This is a genomic window from Methylotuvimicrobium buryatense 5G (assembly GCF_000341735.1).
In the GTDB taxonomy this organism is placed as follows: domain Bacteria; phylum Pseudomonadota; class Gammaproteobacteria; order Methylococcales; family Methylomonadaceae; genus Methylotuvimicrobium; species Methylotuvimicrobium buryatense.
In genome coordinates, this window is record NZ_KB455575.1 from 1,937,812 (window position 1) to 1,958,884 (window position 21,073).

The 21,073-nt window shown below is 47.6% G+C and carries 19 protein-coding genes; 7 read left to right on the forward strand and 12 right to left on the reverse strand.

What is annotated here, in order from left to right:
• Positions 1-553: 553 nt before the first annotated feature.
• Entirely contained in the window at positions 554-1,171 is a 618-nt protein-coding gene (locus METBU_RS0108660; RefSeq protein ID WP_017840243.1) for a FlgO family outer membrane protein, read from the reverse strand.
• A gap of 1,033 nt (positions 1,172-2,204) precedes the next feature.
• Here METBU_RS0108660 and METBU_RS23740 point away from each other — a divergent pair.
• Positions 2,205-3,860, forward strand: a complete 1,656-nt coding sequence (locus METBU_RS23740) for a L,D-transpeptidase family protein (RefSeq protein ID WP_017840244.1) — start codon at positions 2,205-2,207, stop codon at positions 3,858-3,860.
• A 26-nt stretch (positions 3,861-3,886) separates the two neighbouring features.
• Positions 3,887-4,861 carry a D-Ala-D-Ala carboxypeptidase family metallohydrolase gene (locus tag METBU_RS0108670; protein ID WP_017840245.1) on the forward strand — a complete coding sequence of 325 codons (975 nt, stop codon included), beginning with the start codon at positions 3,887-3,889 and terminating at the stop codon, positions 4,859-4,861.
• A gap of 243 nt (positions 4,862-5,104) precedes the next feature.
• On the opposite strand, the gene METBU_RS0108675 is transcribed toward METBU_RS0108670, so the two are convergent.
• The 7 genes from METBU_RS0108675 to trkA form a co-directional block, all read right to left on the reverse strand.
• Positions 5,105-5,734: a MarC family protein gene (locus METBU_RS0108675; protein WP_017840246.1), complete on the reverse strand. Its 630-nt coding sequence runs from the start codon at positions 5,732-5,734 to the stop codon at positions 5,105-5,107.
• A gap of 24 nt (positions 5,735-5,758) precedes the next feature.
• Positions 5,759-6,172 (reverse strand): hypothetical protein, encoded by a 414-nt coding sequence (locus METBU_RS0108680; protein WP_017840247.1) that lies wholly within the window; start codon positions 6,170-6,172, stop codon positions 5,759-5,761.
• 86 nt (positions 6,173-6,258) lie between these two features.
• On the reverse strand, positions 6,259-7,629 hold the full coding sequence (locus METBU_RS0108685; RefSeq protein ID WP_017840248.1) for a TrkH family potassium uptake protein: 1,371 nt from the start codon (positions 7,627-7,629) through the stop codon (positions 6,259-6,261).
• Positions 7,630-7,633: 4 nt separating this feature from the next.
• The gene (locus tag METBU_RS0108690) at positions 7,634-8,287 is read right to left on the reverse strand and encodes a potassium channel family protein (RefSeq protein ID WP_017840249.1); all 654 of its coding nucleotides are present in this window, start codon (positions 8,285-8,287) and stop codon (positions 7,634-7,636) included.
• Between the two features lie 275 nt (positions 8,288-8,562).
• The gene (locus METBU_RS0108695) at positions 8,563-8,877 is read right to left on the reverse strand and encodes a hypothetical protein (protein WP_017840250.1); all 315 of its coding nucleotides are present in this window, start codon (positions 8,875-8,877) and stop codon (positions 8,563-8,565) included.
• 34 nt (positions 8,878-8,911) lie between these two features.
• Positions 8,912-10,366, reverse strand: a complete 1,455-nt coding sequence (locus METBU_RS0108700) for a TrkH family potassium uptake protein (RefSeq protein WP_017840251.1) — start codon at positions 10,364-10,366, stop codon at positions 8,912-8,914.
• An 11-nt stretch (positions 10,367-10,377) separates the two neighbouring features.
• Positions 10,378-11,745: a Trk system potassium transporter TrkA gene (trkA, locus tag METBU_RS0108705; RefSeq protein WP_014148938.1), complete on the reverse strand. Its 1,368-nt coding sequence runs from the start codon at positions 11,743-11,745 to the stop codon at positions 10,378-10,380.
• A 202-nt stretch (positions 11,746-11,947) separates the two neighbouring features.
• Here trkA and METBU_RS0108710 point away from each other — a divergent pair, with 202 nt between their 5' ends.
• Positions 11,948-13,084, forward strand: coding sequence for a fused response regulator/phosphatase (locus METBU_RS0108710; RefSeq protein ID WP_017840252.1), 1,137 nt, complete (start codon positions 11,948-11,950; stop codon positions 13,082-13,084).
• A 497-nt stretch (positions 13,085-13,581) separates the two neighbouring features.
• Here METBU_RS0108710 and METBU_RS0108715 read toward each other — a convergent pair whose 3' ends face one another.
• The 4 genes from METBU_RS0108715 to METBU_RS0108740 form a co-directional block, all read right to left on the reverse strand.
• Entirely contained in the window at positions 13,582-14,532 is a 951-nt protein-coding gene (locus tag METBU_RS0108715) for a fructosamine kinase family protein (RefSeq protein ID WP_017840253.1), read from the reverse strand.
• Positions 14,533-14,535: 3 nt separating this feature from the next.
• Positions 14,536-15,210, reverse strand: coding sequence for a transaldolase family protein (locus METBU_RS0108720; RefSeq protein WP_017840254.1), 675 nt, complete (start codon positions 15,208-15,210; stop codon positions 14,536-14,538).
• Between the two features lie 579 nt (positions 15,211-15,789).
• Positions 15,790-16,434: a response regulator transcription factor gene (locus tag METBU_RS0108735; RefSeq protein ID WP_017840257.1), complete on the reverse strand. Its 645-nt coding sequence runs from the start codon at positions 16,432-16,434 to the stop codon at positions 15,790-15,792.
• On the reverse strand, positions 16,431-17,750 hold the full coding sequence (locus tag METBU_RS0108740) for an ATP-binding protein (protein ID WP_017840258.1): 1,320 nt from the start codon (positions 17,748-17,750) through the stop codon (positions 16,431-16,433). Before METBU_RS0108740 ends, METBU_RS0108735 begins: the two co-directional genes overlap by 4 nt.
• A 135-nt stretch (positions 17,751-17,885) precedes the next feature.
• Here METBU_RS0108740 and METBU_RS0108745 point away from each other — a divergent pair, with 135 nt between their 5' ends.
• The 4 genes from METBU_RS0108745 to METBU_RS27440 all read left to right on the forward strand — a co-directional run bounded on the left by METBU_RS0108745 (position 17,886) and on the right by METBU_RS27440 (position 20,858).
• A complete protein-coding gene (locus METBU_RS0108745; protein ID WP_017840259.1) occupies positions 17,886-18,359 on the forward strand; it encodes an SRPBCC family protein in 474 nt (157 codons plus the stop codon).
• A gap of 50 nt (positions 18,360-18,409) precedes the next feature.
• Positions 18,410-20,074: an energy-dependent translational throttle protein EttA gene (ettA, locus tag METBU_RS0108750; protein WP_026130114.1), complete on the forward strand. Its 1,665-nt coding sequence runs from the start codon at positions 18,410-18,412 to the stop codon at positions 20,072-20,074.
• 428 nt (positions 20,075-20,502) lie between these two features.
• Entirely contained in the window at positions 20,503-20,643 is a 141-nt protein-coding gene (locus METBU_RS28400) for a hypothetical protein (RefSeq protein WP_201764851.1), read from the forward strand.
• Positions 20,622-20,858, forward strand: a complete 237-nt coding sequence (locus METBU_RS27440; protein ID WP_138767111.1) for a hypothetical protein — start codon at positions 20,622-20,624, stop codon at positions 20,856-20,858. Before METBU_RS28400 ends, METBU_RS27440 begins: the two co-directional genes overlap by 22 nt.
• Positions 20,859-21,073 lie beyond the last annotated feature (215 nt).

Sequence of the window (21,073 nt, forward strand, 5' to 3'; positions counted from 1 at the left end):
TTAAATAACCCGTCCCGCAGAAGACGCTAGAGCGTCTCGGGCTGCATTCCCACGCTGGAGCGCGGGAACGATAGTGGGGGGGTGAAAAATTACTATTGAATATACCCTTTGCTTGTCAAATTTCGGTGCCGGGGTGCCCGTCAAAGGACGCCGTAAATACGTCCATGTAGGCTCTATGATAGCATCCATGCTATCAAAGCCTTGGCGAGCGCCATGGATGGCGTGAATGTCGATTTTGCAGGAGCAAAAATCGACCGAACACTCCGGCACCTCCATAGGCTAATACCGAAATTTGAAGTGCGAAAGGTATAACTTCCTATTCTTCATGATCTTCATGGTGAAATGCTTTTTATAGGATTATCATTCATCGCACTGGATTCCGCGACAAATTCGTATGGAACGGATTTGCATTTACCCGAAGGGCTCCGGGCAGGATAGCCCGGAGTGAATCCCTGGCGGAATGACGCGTCGTCGCCTCTGGAGTTGACGGCAGCTCGAACGCCAAGGACGGCGGTGAATACGGATAAGGTATCAGAATGTTTGCCCCTAAGGCTCATTCAAACAAATCGAAATCATCCGTCGATTCATCAACCACCGGCATAGGCTCTTCTTCATCTTTTGCAGCCTCTTCTACCGGCTTAGGTTTCAGTAAGTTTTTGGCATCGGGACCCATCGCGATTGAATAATCGGTAGTCGCCACAAAATAACCGCTATCAATATCGACAACCCTTAGCGACACATAAGCGTTTTTCTTTCCCGGCGCAAAAGTACCGACTAACAAAGCTTGTGCCCCAATTTCGGCCAATCCGGCTTTGGTTTCATCGGACAACTGTAATATACCGGTATCATTTTTGACGAAAATCTCGGTCGGTAACTCCATACCCATGACACGATAACCTGAACGATGAAATGCCGATGCAATTTGATCGGAAACGATTCGACCGAACGAAAACGATTGACTCATATCATCCACATTAACTAACGAGTTAACGACAACCAAGCTTCCTCTAGGCAATGGCTGTCTGAGATGTGTCAATAACTCATCTACCGCATCGTAACTGACTTCCACCAAGTCGTCATCGTCGACATCCTGAGAATAATAAACCCTGTTACACCCACTCAGCGCGGTTACAGCCGAAATCAGCAAAACAATTGCCTGCTTTTTAAACATTAGGAATCTCCTTTTTAAATATGCAAATCATAAAAACTGAAAACCGTGTCGCAGTCAATGTTTAATCGACATATACCTTTCGCACTTTAAATTTCGGCAGTGCTAGAGGAGGCGCCAGGGTGTCCGACAAAGGCTTTGCCTACATGGACGTATTCACGGCGTCCTTTGGCGGACACCCAGGCGCCGGATTTTGATCTACGACGGGTATAATAAACAAATATTTATACCCTTTGTTAGCCAAATTATGCCATCGGGTTAACATCCCCCTAAGGCTCACTGCCATTAAGTTAAGGTAAGTCCGTCATTCCGCCATGGACTGGCGGAATCCAGTGTCATGGATGGCAAGCTTATGAGACACACTAGAGCCTGAATGCAAGCATTACTTATACTATGATGGCTTAACTTAATGGTAGTATCACCTAAGACTAGGTGAGGGATTGTCAACGTGTCCCCACAGAACACCTCGCCTCCCTCGATAAGTCGGCGCCAAAATTTAATGTATACCCTTTGCTGGTCAAATTTCGGCGCCGGGGTGTCCGTCAAAGGACGCCGTGAATACGTCCATGTAGGCTCTGTGACAGCATCCCTGCTGTCAAAGCCTTTGCCGAACACCCCGGCACCTCCATGCGTCAATACCGAAATTTGAAGTGCGATGGGTATACAAAAGGTATGCTTTTTAGGGTAAATAGCAGCCCTATAATAAATCTATACTCATCGTAGATCAAAATTCGGCACCGGGGACCCGTCAAAGAACGCCGTGAATACATCCATGTAGGCTCTATGCCAGCATCCATGCTGGCAAAGCCTTTGCCGAGCACCCCGGCGCCTCCTTAGGGACTGCCGAAATTTGAAGTGCGAAAGGTATATATGTATCGACAGAGTTAAGGCACAATACTTTCAATTAAACTTTCGAGCAATTATAGACCAGGTAGAACTGTTTCAAAAAATACTACTCTATTTATAATTGTCGAATCCGTGACAGGGTTATCCTAAACACCTTATTCATCCAACACCATCCGACCGTACGAAACCAATGAAACAACCATTGCATAAATTTTTAATTGCGCTAACGTCAATCGCTTTATTCTTGCCGGAAATATCGGCTGCCGAGGATCTAAGCGTTGCAGAATCGCTACGCGAGCGAATTGAATCCGCGACCGAGATTCTTGATCTTTCAATCGATAACCAGCCTTTAAACTCGCAAAAGGACCTCATTACCTTTTATTCGGACAGGCAATTTACTAAAGCTTGGCTTGCCAACGGTCAACCGACTCCGCAAGCTTATCAACTGATGCAAATACTGAATAGCGCGGATCAGCATGGTCTCAACAAAAGCAATTACCATGTCACGGCAATTAATGAACGCCTGGAAAGATTAAAAGCTCCACTGAATGAATCCGAAATCTTGATACTCTCGGTCGATTTAGACTTATTATTAAGCGATGCCTTTCTGACATACGGAACCCACTTATTACAAGGACAAGTCAACCCTCAAAAGCTCCAATCGAAATGGGATACCGGTCGACGTGCAACCGATATGGTCAAAATATTGTCCGATGCGATCAACACCAATTCGATTGAGCAAAGCCTCAATGAGTTAATGCCGAAACAACCCGGCTACCGATCTCTGGTGCAAGCATTGGCCGATTATCGTGCGATCAAGGACCGGGGCGGTTGGCCTTCGGTTACGGAAGGCCCTAGCCTTCGCCCTAACGAGAAAAACCCTCGCATCATCGAACTCAGAAAAAGACTGGCCGCCTCAGGCGATTTGCCTAACGATACCGTTCTTGACAGCAAAGAATTCGATCAGCCATTACAACAAGCAGTTAAATACTTTCAAAAACGCCACGGACTAGAAGCCGACAGCATTGTCGGAAGAGCCACGCTTGAGGCTCTCAATGTCGGTGTCGATCATCGAATCGCGCAAATTCGCGCCAATCTCGAACGTTGGCGCTGGCTTCCTGAGGATCTTGGCGCACGCCATATCATGGTCAATATTGCAGGCTTCGCACTTGATTTTGTCGGAAACGGCGAAGTCTTGCTGCACATGCCGGTCATTGTCGGTAAAACATACCGAGAGACTCCGATATTTACCGGCTCGATGACTTATTTGGTCATCAACCCTTCCTGGTACGTACCGAACAGTATCGCCGTCAAAGACAAATTGCCTATTTTGGCCAGGGACCCCTATTACATCGAACGAAATCACATGAAGCTTTACCGTGGCTGGGGGGCCAATAGAACAGAAATAAATCCATTATCGGTCAATTGGCGGCAAGTAAACCCGAATAACTTTCCCTTTCGCCTGGTCCAAAAACCCGGCCCCAAAAATGCCATGGGTAAGGTTAAATTCATGTTTCCCAATCCGCACAACGTTTATTTACACGACACATCGGAACCAAGTTTATTTAATCGGGTCGATCGTACATTCAGTTCCGGCTGTATTCGTGTCGGCAAACCTTTCGCGCTGGCAAACTTAGTGCTTGAAAACAATTCCCGCATGACGCCGGACGCCATTCGAGAGGCTTTCGACCAAAGCGATCAAAAAACCGTCACGCTGCTTAACCCGATTCCCGTGCATATCTTGTATTGGACTGCTTGGGTTGATTTGGAAGGTGTCGTTCAATTTCGCAGAGACATATACAACCGTGACGACGAACTCATCCAAAAATTACAAAAATCCTTTTAGCTCCCAACCACCTCCCAAAAGCATTGATGAAATTAAGCGCATTCTTGATAATCGTATTATTGACTTACTCCAACCTATCACAGGCAGGACATCATCGCAGCGAACGAAACAGTTTTTCAGTCACGATTCATTCTTTTTCGAAACATAGCAATAAGGACGAAACCATTCCCTTTAATACTCTTGGCATCTCTTTATTACCTAATGAGCGATTTATTCTTCAAGTCAAAACAAACAAACCCTCTGTCCCTGTAAAGTTTCAAGCCGAACAAGGCAAAACACGGCAACTTGCCCAGCAACAATGGCAATGGCAAGCGCCCAATAAGCCTGGTTTGACCGTTTTACGTTTGATTCATCCCATTAGCAAGGAAACCACAGAGCTGAACGTTTTTGTCATGGTACCGGCTAGCAACGTGAAAAATGGCATGTTGAACGGGTATCAAATCGGAAGCTATCCCCGCCTACCGTTTAAAAACATGACAACCTACGAAACGCCGAAAGGTTTTATCGAAGTCACCGAAGCCAATCAAGATACTAAGGTATCGCCGCATTTTACGATCGGCGAATTCCTTTCCCATCAAAAAGGCGGCTTTCCGAAATATCTGGTGCTGCGCGAACGATTGCTGCTCAAGCTCGAACACATTATTGAAACGCTGTACAGCAAGCATTTTCCGGTCGATTCGCTGCATATCATGAGCGGTTATCGAACGCCCTGGTATAACAAATCGCTCGGACAAGGCCCCTATAGCCAACACATCTATGGCGGTGCCGCGGATATTTACATCGACGTAAATCCCAAGGACGGCTATATGGACGACCTCAACAAAGACGGTAAACGCGATTACCAAGACGCCAAGGTTTTGATCGATATCATCGAGGAAATGGAAGGTCAATCTCTATACAACAAATTCGTCGGCGGCCTAGCGCGTTACCGAAAGACGCCACACCACGGCCCCTTCGTGCATATCGACGAACGCGGCTATAAAGCGCGTTGGAATGATTAAACCGATTCGCCGGAAAGTCTAAGTGAATAGTGAATAGTGAATAGTGAATAGTGAATAGTGAATAGTGAATAGTGAATAGTGAATAGTGAATAGTGAATAGTGAAATGATGCGGTTTTCCCACCACTTGTCAAGCGCCAATTTCACCTTTCACCTTTCACCTTTCACCTTTCACCTTTCACCTTTCACCTTTCACCTTTCACCTTTCACCTTTCACCTTTCACCTTTCACCTTTCACCTTTCACCTACCCCATCAAACCGCTCTGCACAATACCGTCGAAAACAAACTGAACCGCCAATGCCGAGAGTAGAATCCCCGAAATCCGGGTAATGACTTGGATGCCGGTAACACCCAAGAATCGATGAATTTGACTAGCCATTAACAAGATCGACAGCGTCAGCAACATGATAATGAACAATGACGACAAAACGACCAATTGACGGGAGAAATCGCCGGCAGAATCGGCCATTAGCAAAATAATCACACCCATAGCGCCGGGACCGGCAATCAGCGGAGTCGCCAAGGGAAAAATTGAAATATCATGCCTCAAACGGGCTTCATCGGTTTCCGCCGACGTTGTCGTAAGCGCTCCCGAAGAACGCGCGAAAACCATATCGAGAGCAATCAAAAATAATAAAATGCCGCCCGAGGTTCTCAAGGCAGCCAGCGAAATGCCCAAACTATTCAATAAAAAGTCGCCGGCAAACGCAAAGACCAATAAAATCATGGTCGCAATCGCGACTCCGCGAACCGCATAGACCTGTCGCTCCTTGGGCGTAGCCGAAGCTGTCATCGCGGTAAAAACGGCAGCCACATCCAATGGCCCGACCGTCGTAAATAAAGCGGCTAAAGCAACCGTTGCGGTATCGATCATAATGTTATCCGGGAAGGATTTACTTTAGTCGGTATAACTAACTTTTACCCCGAAATAATTCAACTCGGCTATCAGATTGAATTTCGCCGGCTTCTCTATATCAAGCAACTCGAAAATCTCTTTCAAGCGTCTTTGCTTTAGCTTTTCAAGATCCCCGTATCGAATCGCAAACAACATATTTTGCTTACCGGGCGGATAGTGTTTTTTGATTTCGTCTATTCTGCGATTTATAGTCAGCACAGCATTTTGCAGTAAAGCCAAAGCTTCTTGATTCAGCTTAATTACTTCTTTACCGCCGGTTAAAACGGCGAGTTTTTCCAATCCCTCCGATTTATGCGTAGGCTTTGCTATTGACGCCAGGCGCTTGCTTTTCCCTTTCGGCAATAAAAGCCCGGCTTCAGTGATAACAATCTTTGTTGAATTTTTACGAACTGCCATTATTTAACTGCTCCGATTATTCGGGTGCACCTCTCTCGTAGAAGCCACAGTATTTGATTCAGTAAAAACAGAAATCTCCACTTTGCCTAACCTACTTGGATATCTAAACTAGGATAGTTTATCCGTCTTGGCCTGGGCGTCGCTATGACATATACAAAAGTCAATGGGCCTAAACGCCCTACAAACATTAGAATCATAATGATCCATTGGCCGGTCACCGATAATTCGCCGGTAAGCCCTCTCGATAAACCTACCGTGCCTAAGGCGGAAACGACTTCGAATAAGACATCCACCAGCGGCGCTTGCTCCGACACCGATAATAAAAGGGTTCCGATGAATACCAAGACGATGGAAATCAGCGTAATCGCAAAAGCCTTCATGACAATATTCTGGGAAATTGACCGCTGCATTAATGTCACTTCGTCCCGCCTTCCTAGAAAGGCATAGATCGCCATAAAAATGACAATAAAGGTACCTAATTTAATGCCGCTTGCGGTACTCAAGGATCCGCCCCCGACAAACATCAGCAATAAAGTCAGCAAGGTAGTCGAGTCGCTTAGCGATTCGATCGGCAACGCGTTAAATCCTGCTGTGCGAGGTGTAACCGCCTGAAACCATGAAGCGATTAATTGACTGGATAAGTGAAAATTTCCAATCGTAGCGGGATTGTGCCGCTCGAATAACCAAACCATTAACCAAGATACCAGATTAATCATCAGAGTGCCGCCGATCATGGCTTTACTGTATATTTGCAGTTTTTTCCAACTCCGGATCTGCCACAAATCCAATAATACGACGAAGCCGAGCCCTCCAGTAATAAACAGCCCACTAACAACCAGGTTGACCGGAACATTATCGACATAACGCGTCAAGCTGTCAGCAGACAGGGCAAAGCCCGCATTGTTGAAGGCTGAGACTGTATAAAAAAAAGCCTCGTAAAGCGCCTTAACCCATCCATAATCGGTACTCCATAATACGGTCAGTAAAATTAATCCTACCGCTTCAATGACAAACGCAAAATAAATTACCGCAACGGCAACTTCCCAAATTTTGTTCATACTTGTTTGGTTCAGCGCTTCAAGTGCAAGGAGTTGATGCTTGATCCCAATTCTTTTTCCGAGATTCATCGCTGTCAAAATGGAAAACGTCATAAACCCTAATCCGCCGGACTGAATGAGCAAGGCAATGATGATTTGTCCGAACAAGCTAAAATCGGTGCCGGTATCAAGCACGACAAGACCGGTTACTGTAACGGCCGACGTCGCAGTAAACAGCGCATCAAGCCAACCAATCGCTTTATTGGTCGCGATCTCAAGTTTGAGCAAAAGAGTGCCCGCAGTGATTAATCCCAGATAACCCGCAACCAGAATCGCGGGGGGACTGGCTTTCAAAACAGCGTGAGAAAATTTTAACCGGTGTTTTTTAAAATGACGCTGCAATGTGAGCTTAGTACGCATCGAATTACATTAACCTCGGCACCAACTTTGTCAATGATGGCCTGTCTCCCGCCAAAATCAGCACATCGCCGCATTCGATAACAAATTGTTCGTGAGGGGAAGGATATAATTTCTCGCGCCGCTTGATCAAAAGACAAAACACCTGGTTTTTTACCTCTGATAGCAAGTCCGCCAATGATGAGCCTGAGAGTTTTTCAACAGCAGGAATTTCAACCACATACTGCCTGTCACCCAAAGTCATGTACTCCCGTACCATCGGATAATGAAGCGCTCGTGCCGTCCTTATCCCCATTTCCTCTTCCGGGTGAATAATTCGGCTTACGTCCAAGCTTTTCAAAATAAGGTGATGTTCTTCTGTCGTGGCTTTAACCCAAATATTCTTAATACCCAGGTTTTTTAAATGAACCACGCAAATCAAACTGGCCTGCATGTCCTCGCCGATTGCGACAACCACGGCATCATAGTAATCCAAACTCAACTCTTTTAAGACCCCTTCATCCGTTACATCGGCGATCATGGCATGACTAAGGGAATTCGCCACTCGTTCGATAACCTTTCTTTCGTTATCGACACCAATCACATCGTTACCCATCTTTGCCAATTGCAATGCCAGCGTCATGCCAAAACGGCCTAAACCAATGATTGCATACTGAGCCATAGGTTCTCCTCAAATGAACTTAAATTCGTTCGATCGTAATAAAGGGAGTAAAAAATGAAAGCGCGACTGATTACCTAAAGCGAAATTTTATCAACAGTAATATTGCTGCTCTATTGACAATCAGCAACGATCCCGTTTCTTTCGCGTGTTAGAAGCCGGGCATCGGTTTCCCGCATGGTTCTATGAGAGCCTTATTTGCTAAGCGATTCGGCGCCTTTTACAGCATTTTATGATTCGCATTAAGCCTCAATTCGAAAGCTTGCGCTTTACTGAAATTAATACAGGAACGGCGGCATGGTACGTGCGTTTCGGATTTTAATTTCGGAATCTCGCAATGCAACAATGAATTCCTGTAAGGTTTTTCTGGCGCTTTGAAGATTATATTCGTCTAATTCCGGTTCTTTCGTAGTCAATTTTGTCAAAAACCGTTCAGTATTTTGTTTCTTAGAGTTCAATACCGGCGCGCATTGATCAAAGGCCATTTTCGTACTGAGATTACCTTGCACAGATACATGCCGCAATTGCTCGTATTGCTTGCACGCATTCGCGAACTCCCTCTGAATATGCTCAATTTCGCTTCGGTTATTCATAAACTTAAGCCTAATTTTGTAGCTATTTACCCGTCTAGTATCGCCAGTATTTCGGCGAAAGCAATACCAAAATCGTAAATATTTCCAAGCGACCCAGCAGCATCGCAAAACAAGCCAACCACTTGACCGGGTCGCTTACCGTTCTAAAACTTGTCGCAACATCCCCCAAGCCGGGTCCGACGTTATTGATACAGGCCGCGACAGCCGAAAATGCCGTCACTTGATCGAGCCCTCCGGCCATCATCAATAGCATAATCACTACGAAGGATACGACATATAAACCGAAAAATCCCCAAACCGCCTCGATAATGCGTTCTTGCTGCACTTCCTTACCCACTTTAACAGGAATACTGGCATTCGGATGAATCAAGCGTTGGATTTCTCGGTCACCTTGTTTATAAAGCAACATTACGCGTATGACTTTCAAGCCTCCAGCCGTCGAACCCGCACAGCCGCCGACAAAACCGATAAACACCAGCATTACCGGTACCGGCCCTGGCCAGTTATAAAAATCGGTCGTGGAAAATCCGGCTGTGGTCATAAACGAGACGATTTGAAACATGCCATGCCGCATCGCATCGAACAACGAAAAATCAGAGATGCCTTCATAATACAAAATTCCTCCGACCACTGACCCCGATAAAATCATCAGTAGTAAATAGGTACGCGCCTCGCTATCCAATAGATAAACTTTCAATGACGCGCTTTGCAATGCTGCGAAATGTAAAGCGAAATTCATACCGGATACGGCCATAAAAAAAATCGCGACGATTTCTATCGCCGGATTTTTGAAAAAGCCGATGCTGTCGTCATGCGTCGAATAACCGCCATTAGCCGCCGTCGAAAATGAATGCCCGATCGCATCGAACCAATCCATACCGGCAATTCGATAAGCGATCGCACAGATTATCGTAATCCCTAAATAGATCACCCAAAGCGCCTTAGCGGTCCCTGCTATACGTGGCGTCAACTTACTGTCCTTGACCGGCCCCGGTACTTCGGCCCGAAACAACTGCATGCCACCGATGCCCAATACCGGCAAAACCGCCAACGCCAACACGATAACGCCCATCCCGCCGAACCATTGCAACAATTGCCGATAAAACAAAATCGATTTCGGCATATCGTCCAAACCTTCGAGAATGGTTGCGCCGGTCGTCGTGAAACCCGAAACCGATTCGAACACGGCATCGGTGATCGACAAACTAGGCGTATCGCCTAAAATAAACGGTACGGCTCCCATCGTCCCCAGTATCATCCAAAATAAAGCGACGATCAAAAAACCGTCGCGATGATAGAGTTGACGCTTTTCATTACGGAACGGAAACCAAAGCACGGCACCCGCCGTCAATAGGATCAAAAAACTTTGCCAAAACAATGATTCGGCTTGATCCTGGTAAATATAAGAAACCAACAACGGCAGGAACAGTGTGGTGCTGAACATCATCAACATCAGTCCGATGCTTCTTAAAACGACTTTAGCTTGCATATGATAGTCCGTTAAATGCGCTGAAAATAACTTTCAATATTTTTAACGAGTTTCTTATCCAGCGCGAACATCACGATATGATCGTTCTCTTCGAAAACCGTATCGTGATGAATCGGAACGACTTCTTTATTTCGAATCAAGGCGCCCAGCACGACACCTTCGGGAAGTTTCACTTCATCGACTCTAAGCCCCACGACCGATAATGAGCGGCCGTCTTCGTCCTTATGCGCTATTGCCTCGATAGCTTCGGCGCTCCCGCCGCATAAAGAGCTTACCCTGGCAACATCGCCTTTGCGAACATGTTTGAGTATATGCCCTAAGGTTTCCTGATTCGGTTGAACCACGACATCGATTTCACTGCCCGTCAATAACTTGATATACGAGCCATGATTGAGCAAACAAATCGTTTTTTTGACTCCCAGCTTTTTTGCCAAGGCGGCGGCAATAATATTGACGCCGTCGTTATTAGTAACTGCGCAAAACAAATCGGTCTTGGCAATTAGCTCATCGACGAGTAACGTTTCCTCGGTACAATCGCCCTGTAGTACCACAGTATTTTCGAGTTCGTTGGCAATTTTCTTAACCCGTACCGGGTCATGCTCAATAACCTTAACCTGGTGATTATGCTCCAGCGCCATCGCCAAGCGTTTGCCTATGTGGCCGCCGCCGGCAATCATGATCGTTTTGACCGGTTCTTCCAAGGTATGAAGTTCGGTCAATACTTTGCGGATTTTATGCCGCGGAGAAACGAAAAAAACTTCGTCGCCTTCGAGAATATCGGCCTCGCCATTAACCTCCAATGACTCGCCCTGTCTGAATATCGCCACGACTCGAATCTTTCCATTAGCGAGTTTTTGTTTGAGCGCCTTGATTTTTTTGCCCGTCAAAAACCCCTCTGGGACGGCCTTGATCGAAAAGAGCCTTACCAGTCCATCCGCAAATGAAGAAATATGTAAAACACCCGGGAACTTGATTAAATTATGAATCGCTTCCATCACAATCTGTTCGGGACTGATCACGATATCGATCGCGATACCATAAGGATTGAATAATTCGGGATGCTTAAGAAAATCGATAGCTCTTACCCGAGCGATCGTTTTTGGCTTGCTGTATAAAGTGTTGATGATCTGGCAAGCCAGCATATTGGTTTCATCCCGGTCGGTTACCGCGATGACGATATCGGTATCGCGGACACCGGCCATCTCTAATATACTGGGATGGGCCGCATTACCGGCTACCGTGGCAATATCGTAGCGTTCCTTCAACGCCGCTAATAATTCCGGTTTTCTATCGATTACAACAATATCGTTTTCTTCGCTTGCCAAAGCACTGGCAACGGACGAGCCGGTCACGCCGGCGCCTAAAATGAGTATTTTCATTAAATCATAAAGTCGTCATAGTTGAGCTAGTTCATGGCAAGCTCGAATTAAACCGCAACATCAAGGTAAACCCGCTCATTTTATAGCAATTACCGGTCTGCTTCGAGCCTTAGATTCCTTATTTTCTTGCCGGTTTTATAACGCGCAACTATTATTGACAATTGCGTCACAATAGTTCAACTCACACGAATCACATCAAGCCATGAAAATATTGGTCGTAGACGACATAGAGCAAAACAGACTGATGCTGTTTAAGCTATTATCGCGAAAAGCGCATCAAATCCTATTTGCCGAAAACGGACTCGAAGCCATCGAACAATTCAATCACGAACAGCCGGACTTAGTACTGATGGATATCATGATGCCGGTCATGGATGGCTTTGAAGCGACCGCCAAAATCAGAGCCTTGAATATCGATAAATGGGTTCCGATTCTTATTTTAAGCGCTGTCGACGGCGAGGATAATGTCGTCAAAGGCCTTGAGGCCGGCGCCGACGATTATTTGCCCAAGCCCATCAATCCAGCGATTCTCTATGCGAAGCTAACAAGTATCGAACGGTCGATCGAGATGCAAAACAGCATCATTGAAGGAAAGCGCCAACTCCAAGCTTACCAAGACCAAAATGAAGTCGAACAGCGTTTCGCGCAGACGATCTTCGATCGTTTGATTCATCAAAACGACTTACAAGACCCGCAGTTGAATTATTGGCTACTGCCAGCCAGACGTTTTAGCGGCGATTTAGTTTGCGTTAAACGTATCAGCCCCGACCGTCTCTATTTTATGTTGGCCGATTCGACCGGACACGGACTCGCTGCCGCACTGCCGACCATCATCGTCAACCAAGTCTTTCAAGGGATGACGAAAAAAAGATTATTGGTTTCTTGCATTGCTAGAGAAATCAACAATCGCCTAAAAAAAGAATTACCAGCCGGGCATTTCGTGGCATTAGCCCTAGGCATGGTCGATAACCGTAACCAATGGATTGAAATATGGAACGGGGGCTTACCCGACCAATGGGCTCTGGATCTTCAAGGCATTCCTATCCGTGCTTTCAAATCGCAACATACATTCGCCGGCGTACTGGACGATGACGAATTTGACGATGGCACAGAAATCTGGCAATGGCAGCAAGCGTGCGAATTATTTTTCTATTCCGACGGACTCGTCGACATTGAAGACCCTCTCTCCGAATGTTCCGGCCATGATTGGTTGTTGAAAACCTTAAAACAATCTACATCGGGACAACGAATACAAACCATTAAAGCCGAATTATCCGACTACATGCAAAACAATGAAATTCACGATGATATTTCTTGTCTATCTATTCAATGCCGTTAACCGATAAGGATCGAGCATGAAATATACCCTTTGCTTATCAAATTTCGGTGCCGGGGTGCTCGTCAAAGGACGCCGTAAATACGTCCATGTAGGCTCTATGATAGTATCCATGCTATCAAAGCCTTTGCGAGCGCCATGGATGGCGTGAATGTCGATTTTGCAGGAGCAAAATCGACCTAACACCCCGGCACCTCCATAGGCTAATGCCGAAATTTGAAGTGCGAAAGGTATAACTTAGACAACTGTTGGAAGGGGTTTGGTCAGCAATTCCCAATTTGGAGATCAAAAAGGGTGTGGGGTGTGCTTGGCGAGGATGTCGGCAGCAGGGCAGTTTTTTGCTCCTCGGCAATTACTGAGTTATAGAAAATGCCCATTTTTAACTTGATTTTGAACAGAGTATCTATATGGATGTATTCATGGCGCCCCCCCTGTATCAAGCGAGTTGCCGAACTCTCAACAAAAGCTCATAGCGCCAGGACGTTATTTATCACGAAATCCTAAATTTCAGCCAACAGCTGCCCGATCATCGTTTCGGCCCGGCTCAAGTAGCCCGAACCGAATAAATTGAGATGATTCAAAATATGATAAAGATTATAAAAGGTCTTTCGAACCCTATATCCTGGGTCTTGCGGCAAGACCTCGTGATAAGCCGCATAAAAATCCCGGCTAAAGCCGCCGAAAAGCTCGGTCATCGCCAAGTCTGCTTCGCTGTCCCCGTAATAACAGGCCGGATCGAAAATTACCGGTACCCCGCCGGTTGCGACAGCGGCATTGCCGCCCCATAAGTCGCCATGCAACAAAGACGGCCTAGGTCGGTAATCGTCGAACAAGGCATCCATATCCGCCAAAAGCCGCTCGCCTTGGCTTTGCAACCGGCCTCGATAACCGTTTTGCGCCGCTAGTCGTAGCTGAGACCCCAATCGCTGCTCGCGCCAGAAACCAGGCCAATCGTCATAACGGCCGTTCGGTTGCGGCGTGCTGCCGATCGTATTGTCTCGATGCCACCCGAAATAAGGCTGCTCCACACTATGCAGTAACGCCAATTGCCGCCCTAATTGGCGCTCGGAACGAGAACTCGACGGAGCGAACTCGATATATTCTAAAACCAGAAACGACCGCTGCTCGGTTTGCCCGCACACGACCGGTTCGGGCACCCGTATCGTCCGGGTGCCGGCTATTTCTCTTAATCCTTCGGCTTCGGCCTCGAACATATCGACCGCAGCCGGACGATTCAATTTTACGAAATAAGTTCGTTCGTCATTACGCAACCGGTAAGCTTCATTAATATCGCCGCCGCCGACCGGACGGGATTCCGTTACCGAAAAAGGCCGTCCGGTCGCCTGTTCGATTCGCTCGGCGATTACTTGCCAATTCATCGTCATTGTCGTCTCTCCGATTTGATTGAATTGCAGAAACAAAGACGTTACCGATCGCAACGCCGGATTCATGCGTCAACTTTCAAACGACAACTGATTACCAAACACATTGCACCAATCCAAATCGAATTGCGCGACCGCGGGATTCACCGCCGGATGCCCCAGCATTTGTTCGGCAATCTCGATCGGCAGAGTAATAGCGCTCACTCCCGCACTCAACACATCGAGTACTTGCCGAGTGTTCTTGAAACTGGCCGGCAACAATTTACACGGCAATTTTTGGCGATCGAGCAAATGTTGCAAATCGGCAACCACTTGCGGCCCATTCTCGCCCATCGCATCGATTCTATTGACATAGGGCGCCAGATAATCCGCTCCGCACAAAGCAGCTAAAAATCCTTGCTGAACGCTATAGATAGCCGTGGCCAGAACCGCTATCTCATCGGCTTTGATTTTTTTGATTGCGGCTAAACCCGCTTCGTTGGCCGGCACTTTCACGACAATATCGTAAGGTAAATCCTGTAAGCGTTTCGCTTCCTCGACCATGCCGTCGACAGTCGAACTAACGACCTGAACATGATAACGGGCTTCGGGACCGATCAATTCGGCCAAATTCAATAATAATTGATTCAAACCGACCCCGGACTTGGCCAGGATGGATGGATTAGTCGTCACGCCTTTGACCGGCAAGCAGTCATGAAAGCGAGCGATTTGCGCGATATCGGCGCTATCGAGATAGAGTTCGAACATAAATTTAAAAATCGAGTTGAAAAAATGACTGCTCGGCAGTCGTTATACCTTTCGCACTTCTAATTTCGGCGATGCTTAAGGAAATGCCAGGGATGGCAAGCTTTTGAATAGACTCTGCGGGACGGGTTTGTAAATTCATGCGCATCAAGCTAAAAACGTCCAACCCGCATCACGCTCTTTCCCAAGCTCCAGCTTCCTATGACCGACACAACCTCCGCACATTCTCAATCAACCCCGACTCGCTCGTTCAATCTTTCTTGATTGTCGGGAAGTTAGAGCTTCCTGAACAGATTACCCAAGCTGGAGCTCTCATCGTTATAATTGTAGGGTACGCTGCGCGTACCAAAGCCGTGCCCTAGCGGTTCGGTTGGCTCATGAAATTAACATCGAGGGGTTACCATGGTACGCATAGCGTACCCTACGGGGCTAGGCAAAGCATTAAAGGCACATGAGTACGGTCCTTGTACACCGTATAACGGCAATCCCTGTCGGTGTGACGGATCGTTTGGCCTTTGTCGATTCGGCTGAATGTTCGGAATTTTCATGATGCCTCGGTGGAAACGAAGAAATTCGAACCGCTCAATTTTTCATCAAGCCCAAAATCACCGCGATGTGCGCCAGTTCCGCCAGCGTCGAAACTTTGAGCTTATTTCTTATTTGCGTGCCGTAATTGGCGACCGTTTTGTAGCCCAAACATAGCTCTTCGGCAACTTTGTGTACCGTCATGCCTTTCGCAAGCAAACGGAATACATCGAATTCCCGGGCCGAAAACGCCTCTATAATTGCATGGTAATCCATCACATCCGACTTTCCGGTTTGATCCTTGAGCAGCCCATCTTCGATGTAAATTTCGCCATTGGCGATATGCTCTATTGCCATCGCAAGATTGGCCGCCGCGCTGTTTTTACTGATATATCCTTTAGCTCCGGCCGCAATGGCTCGATTGACATAGACCTGTTCATCATGAACGCTGAACACCAAAATTTTAGCCTTACTGTCGCGCTGACAAATACGCCGTATCGTTTCCAACCCGCCTAAGCCGGGCATTGATAGATCCATCACAGCGACATCGACCGCATGTTCCTGCATCAATTGAATCGCCTGCTCCCCTCGATCGGCCTCGGCAACAATTTCGATCGTATCATGCGTTCCGAGCAACATCCGAAACCCGGCGCGCACAACCGCATGATCATCGACTAAAATAATTTTGATTTTGCTTTTCATAAAATAGGTATCGTTGCGCTAACTGCCATGCCTTGACCGGGTTGCGAACGGACGCTCAGCTCGCCGTCGAGCGACTTAATCCTTTCTTGAATACCTCTGAGCCCGAATCCCGACGATATCCGATTGATATCGCAACCGCGCCCGTCATCGACCACCTCCAAATGCAAACAATCCCGATCTTCGCCTAAAATTTCCAACACTATTTTAACGTGTTTGGCCTCGGCGTGACGGATCGTGTTGGTCAAACATTCCTGAATGACACGAAATATCTGTATCGCAACATTTTGATCGAGTAAATCCAACTCGTCCGGACACTCGATCGTCAAATTCAACCGAGGATTTCTTTCGGACCAGTGATTAACCATATCTTCGAGCGTGGCTTTCAATCCTAATTCGGTCAAAATCAAAGGATGCAATTGATGCATCATCGAGCGTACGATAGCCATCAAATGATCGCAGATATGACTTATCGACTCGGTGATTTGACGGGTATCGGCTTTTTCATGCGCCGCAGTGACTGCCATGACCTTGATTGCCGTCAACGATTGACCCAATTCGTCGTGTAATTCCTGCGACAAGCGCCGGCGCTCCTCTTCCTGAATTTGCAGCGAATGCTTCGTTAAGGCACGATTTTCCTCACGAGTCGTATCGAGCACGCCAGCCATATGATTGATCGCGCCGGCGATATTATCGTATTCTTGAATCGAAAACCCTGGCAGCATTTCCCGGTATTGTCCGGTTTCGATGCGCTTGAGACCGTCGACAATCGTATCGATAAAGCGAAGGGTTTTATGTAAGGTTTGATGCACCGCCAAAAAAATCAATACAATCAACAGACAAAGCGTGATAAAAAAAGCGACCGTTTCGTGCCAAACCTCGACGGTTTCATCCATCGGATTCGGCTGAATGATCAGCATCAATGCTTTACCGTCGGCCATCACGATCGGATAGTGCGTTTCGGAATAATCGGCGGTAACCAAATTTACAAACCAAGCCGGAGGCATGTCGGGCTGGTTTTTACTTTGCAGCGAACGAGTCACTTGAATCGTTTCACCGGTCGGTTGTTGGACGCGGATGTCCAAATGGCGTGTTTCTCTTAAAGCGCTGAGCCAATAAATCCAATCCGACTCCTTCATGGTTGCGGAGGCCGGTTTCGAAAATCCGAATTTAACCAATTGCAATGCCAGGTTTAGAGAAGAACCGACTTCTTCATTGACCGCCTCCCGAGCCCGCCAAATCGCGATCGAACCGCCTAGTAACAATATACAGACGAATAAAAACAAAATTCTAACATTTAGCTGGAAACGTAAGCTCATCGTGGCCGAGTGTGGGTTAAAACTTCATTATCAAGTCGGATTACCCGCTACACTATAGGAAAAATTCATTTTTTCAGTATATTCTGAATTCATCTTGCATCAGACATTAACTCCAATTGCGCGGAGCGCGTCATTATGCCCGACTTCTCGTTAAATACCACCTGGCTGATTCCGTCGCCGATCGAACCCGTCTGGTTCTACCTGATTCGCCCCGAAACCTGGCCGGATTGGTGGAGATATGTCGATTCGGTCGAAAACATCTCGTCCGGCGCATCGAAAATTCCTAATAATAAACGGCGTATTTATTGGCGAACAAGACTACCCTACCGATTAGTTATTGAATTGACCGTCACGCGCGCCATTGAGCATCGCTACCTCGCGGTGAAAGTTCAAGGCGACTTAATCGGTTCGGGACATTGCCGAATTTCGGGCAATGCCGAATCGACAAGGCTCGAATTCGATTGGCACGTCGCAACCTGCAAACCGTGGATGAACCGCTTTGCCTTTCTTTGCCGGCCGATATTCGAATGGAACCATGCACAAGTCATGAAGGAAGGCGAACGTGGACTAGTCTATTTAACGACACTTAAAAATTCTGCGATAACGTGAAATAATAACTCGCAATCCATTCCATTCACACACCGGAAATCCATCACAAAATGGCTCAATACATATATTCAATGAACCGGGTTGGCAAAATTGTCCCGCCCAAAAAATATATCCTAAAGGATATTTCGCTATCCTTCTTCCCCGGCGCCAAAATCGGCGTACTGGGCCTGAACGGCTCGGGTAAATCGACGCTATTACGAATCATGGCCGGAATCGACAAAGATATCGAAGGTGAAGCGATCCCGCAAAAAGGCATTCATATCGGCTACTTGCCGCAAGAACCGCAACTCGACCCGAACAAAACCGTGCGCGGCAACGTCGAAGAAGCCGTAGCTGAAATCAAAGCGATACTGACCCGATTCGACGAAGTCAGCAACGCCTTCGCCGACCTCGACGCCGACTTCGATGCCCTGCTGGCCGAACAAGCCGAACTCCAAGACAAAATCGAAGCGGCCGGTGCTTGGGAGTTGGACCGTAAGCTGGAAATCGCTGCCGATGCGCTACGCCTGCCGGATTGGGACGCAGATGTCACGAAACTATCGGGCGGTGAAAAACGCCGCGTCGCATTATGCCGACTCTTACTATCCAACCCCGACATGCTGCTGCTCGACGAACCGACCAACCACTTGGATGCCGAATCGGTCGCATGGCTCGAACGCTTTCTGCACGATTACCCCGGCACCGTAGTCGCGGTCACGCATGACCGTTACTTCCTCGACAATGTCGCCGGTTGGATTCTGGAACTGGACCGCGGACAAGGCATCCCTTGGGAAGGAAATTATTCGAGCTGGCTCGAACAAAAAGAAAAACGCCTGGAATTGGAAGAACGCCAGGAAACGTCCCGAATGAAATCGATGAAGGCCGAATTGGAATGGGTACGTTCCAACCCGAAAGGCCGCCATGCGAAAAGCAAGGCTCGCTTGGCGCGCTTTGAAGAACTGTCTTCGCAAGAAGCGCAAAAACGTAACGAAACCCAAGAAATTTATATTCCGCCCGGCCCGCGCCTCGGCGATATCGTGATTCATGCCGACAACATCAACAAGGGCTTCGACGATAGATTACTGATCAACGACTTGAGCTTCAAACTCCCGCCGGGCGGCATCGTCGGTATCATCGGCCCGAACGGCGCCGGTAAGACGACGCTGTTCCGTATGATGGCCGGATTTGAACAACCCGACTCCGGCACCGTCACCATCGGGCAAACCGTACAACTGGCCTATGTCGATCAAATGCGCGATAACCTAGACCCGAACAAAACGGTTTGGGAAGAAATTTCGGACGGTCTCGACATCATCACGGTCGGTAAATACGAAACGCCATCGCGCGCCTATGTCGGCCGCTTTAACTTCAAAGGCGGCGACCAGCAAAAACGCATCGGCGATTTGTCCGGCGGCGAACGCAACCGAGTGCACCTGGCCAAGCTATTGAAAAGCGGCGGCAACGTCTTGCTGCTCGACGAACCGACTAACGACCTCGACGTCGAAACCCTGAGGGCACTTGAAGAAGCACTTCTGGCCTTCCCCGGCTGCGCGGTGGTCATTTCTCATGATAGATGGTTCTTGGACCGGATAGCGACGCACATGCTGGCCTTCGAAGGCGACAGTCAAGTGGTTTGGTTTGAGGGCAATTACGCCGATTACGAAGCCGACCGCCATCGCCGCTTAGGCACCGATGCCGACAATCCGCACCGGATCAAATACAAGAAATTGACTTAATTGGCCCGATAAAGATAACACACGGCAGCGCCGAGCTTATATTTCCCATGCTCCTCGCTCGCCGTTATGACCATTTAGGCAGAACCTGGGCAGAACGGGGTTTGCCTGGGCAGGACGGGGTTTTCAACCCCGTCCTAAACGTTTAAACCGTGGCCAAAGCAAATCAAAACGTTCGGGGCGGGCTGAATAACAGTTTCCGCCTGGAAAATCAATATGCGTTCCCACGCTGGAGCGGTGGGAACGAGGAAAATTCACGTCCTTAGTAGGGTGCGCACCGCGCAACTTTTCAAGGCGTTATAACTAATGAACCACGTCCGAGACTTGGCTTAAAACAAACGAAGGGTCCATATATGAGGTTTGAAAACCGAAATTAAATGTACGACGAGCATATAATGCCGGTTGAGACGAATACTAATGGAAGTGATCGAATGTTAGCTGCAGAAGATATTGAATACATCAAAACCCATTTAGCCGTTTGGCTTGCCGAACAATCGCTCGGCAAACCTCCGGTAGTTTATGAAATCGAATTGCGCGAGCGCATGGTGCGGTGCGGGTTGAAGAAGCGCTGAAAAACCAGGGCGAGGAGCTTAAGGCTCTACGCGAAACCATGCACATGATCATGCAGCAGATGGATAAGCGCTTCGAGCAAGTCGACAAGCGTTTTGAGCAAGTCCATCAGGAAATACTACAACTCCACCGCGACATGCGGCAACTAACCATGTGGGCGATGGGTATATTTCTATCAGTCGCCGGCCTAGCTGTAGCCGTGTTCCGGATGTTATAGCGGTTAACGCCTGGCAGGATGAGGATTTTTTAAGACAAGACTTACATAAACGGCTTCGATGTCACTACTGATATTGATAGGAAAGATTTCTCCCGCTCCCTGCTGCCAACATCCTCGCCAAGCAAACCCCACACCCTTTTTGATCTCCAAATTCGGAATTGCTGGAGAAACTTAAGCTCTACGTCTCTGCGCGAGTCATCATCAAGCTTTTGCAA

What these genes read in the sequence shown, in the direction of transcription:
- METBU_RS0108660 (WP_017840243.1), bottom strand. Translation starts at nt 1,171, where the DNA reads ATGTTTAAAAAGCAGGCAATTGTTTTGCTGATTTCGGCTGTAACCGCG.
- METBU_RS23740 (WP_017840244.1), top strand. Translation starts at nt 2,205, where the DNA reads ATGAAACAACCATTGCATAAATTTTTAATTGCGCTAACGTCAATCGCT.
- METBU_RS0108670 (WP_017840245.1), top strand. Translation starts at nt 3,887, where the DNA reads ATGAAATTAAGCGCATTCTTGATAATCGTATTATTGACTTACTCCAAC.
- METBU_RS0108675 (WP_017840246.1), bottom strand. Translation starts at nt 5,734, where the DNA reads ATGATCGATACCGCAACGGTTGCTTTAGCCGCTTTATTTACGACGGTC.
- METBU_RS0108680 (WP_017840247.1), bottom strand. Translation starts at nt 6,172, where the DNA reads ATGGCAGTTCGTAAAAATTCAACAAAGATTGTTATCACTGAAGCCGGG.
- METBU_RS0108685 (WP_017840248.1), bottom strand. Translation starts at nt 7,629, where the DNA reads ATGCGTACTAAGCTCACATTGCAGCGTCATTTTAAAAAACACCGGTTA.
- METBU_RS0108690 (WP_017840249.1), bottom strand. Translation starts at nt 8,287, where the DNA reads ATGGCTCAGTATGCAATCATTGGTTTAGGCCGTTTTGGCATGACGCTG.
- METBU_RS0108695 (WP_017840250.1), bottom strand. Translation starts at nt 8,877, where the DNA reads ATGAATAACCGAAGCGAAATTGAGCATATTCAGAGGGAGTTCGCGAAT.
- METBU_RS0108700 (WP_017840251.1), bottom strand. Translation starts at nt 10,366, where the DNA reads ATGCAAGCTAAAGTCGTTTTAAGAAGCATCGGACTGATGTTGATGATG.
- trkA (WP_014148938.1), bottom strand. Translation starts at nt 11,745, where the DNA reads ATGAAAATACTCATTTTAGGCGCCGGCGTGACCGGCTCGTCCGTTGCC.
- METBU_RS0108710 (WP_017840252.1), top strand. Translation starts at nt 11,948, where the DNA reads ATGAAAATATTGGTCGTAGACGACATAGAGCAAAACAGACTGATGCTG.
- METBU_RS0108715 (WP_017840253.1), bottom strand. Translation starts at nt 14,532, where the DNA reads ATGAATCCGGCGTTGCGATCGGTAACGTCTTTGTTTCTGCAATTCAAT.
- METBU_RS0108720 (WP_017840254.1), bottom strand. Translation starts at nt 15,210, where the DNA reads ATGTTCGAACTCTATCTCGATAGCGCCGATATCGCGCAAATCGCTCGC.
- METBU_RS0108735 (WP_017840257.1), bottom strand. Translation starts at nt 16,434, where the DNA reads ATGAAAAGCAAAATCAAAATTATTTTAGTCGATGATCATGCGGTTGTG.
- METBU_RS0108740 (WP_017840258.1), bottom strand. Translation starts at nt 17,750, where the DNA reads ATGAGCTTACGTTTCCAGCTAAATGTTAGAATTTTGTTTTTATTCGTC.
- METBU_RS0108745 (WP_017840259.1), top strand. Translation starts at nt 17,886, where the DNA reads ATGCCCGACTTCTCGTTAAATACCACCTGGCTGATTCCGTCGCCGATC.
- ettA (WP_026130114.1), top strand. Translation starts at nt 18,410, where the DNA reads ATGGCTCAATACATATATTCAATGAACCGGGTTGGCAAAATTGTCCCG.
- METBU_RS28400 (WP_201764851.1), top strand. Translation starts at nt 20,503, where the DNA reads ATGTTAGCTGCAGAAGATATTGAATACATCAAAACCCATTTAGCCGTT.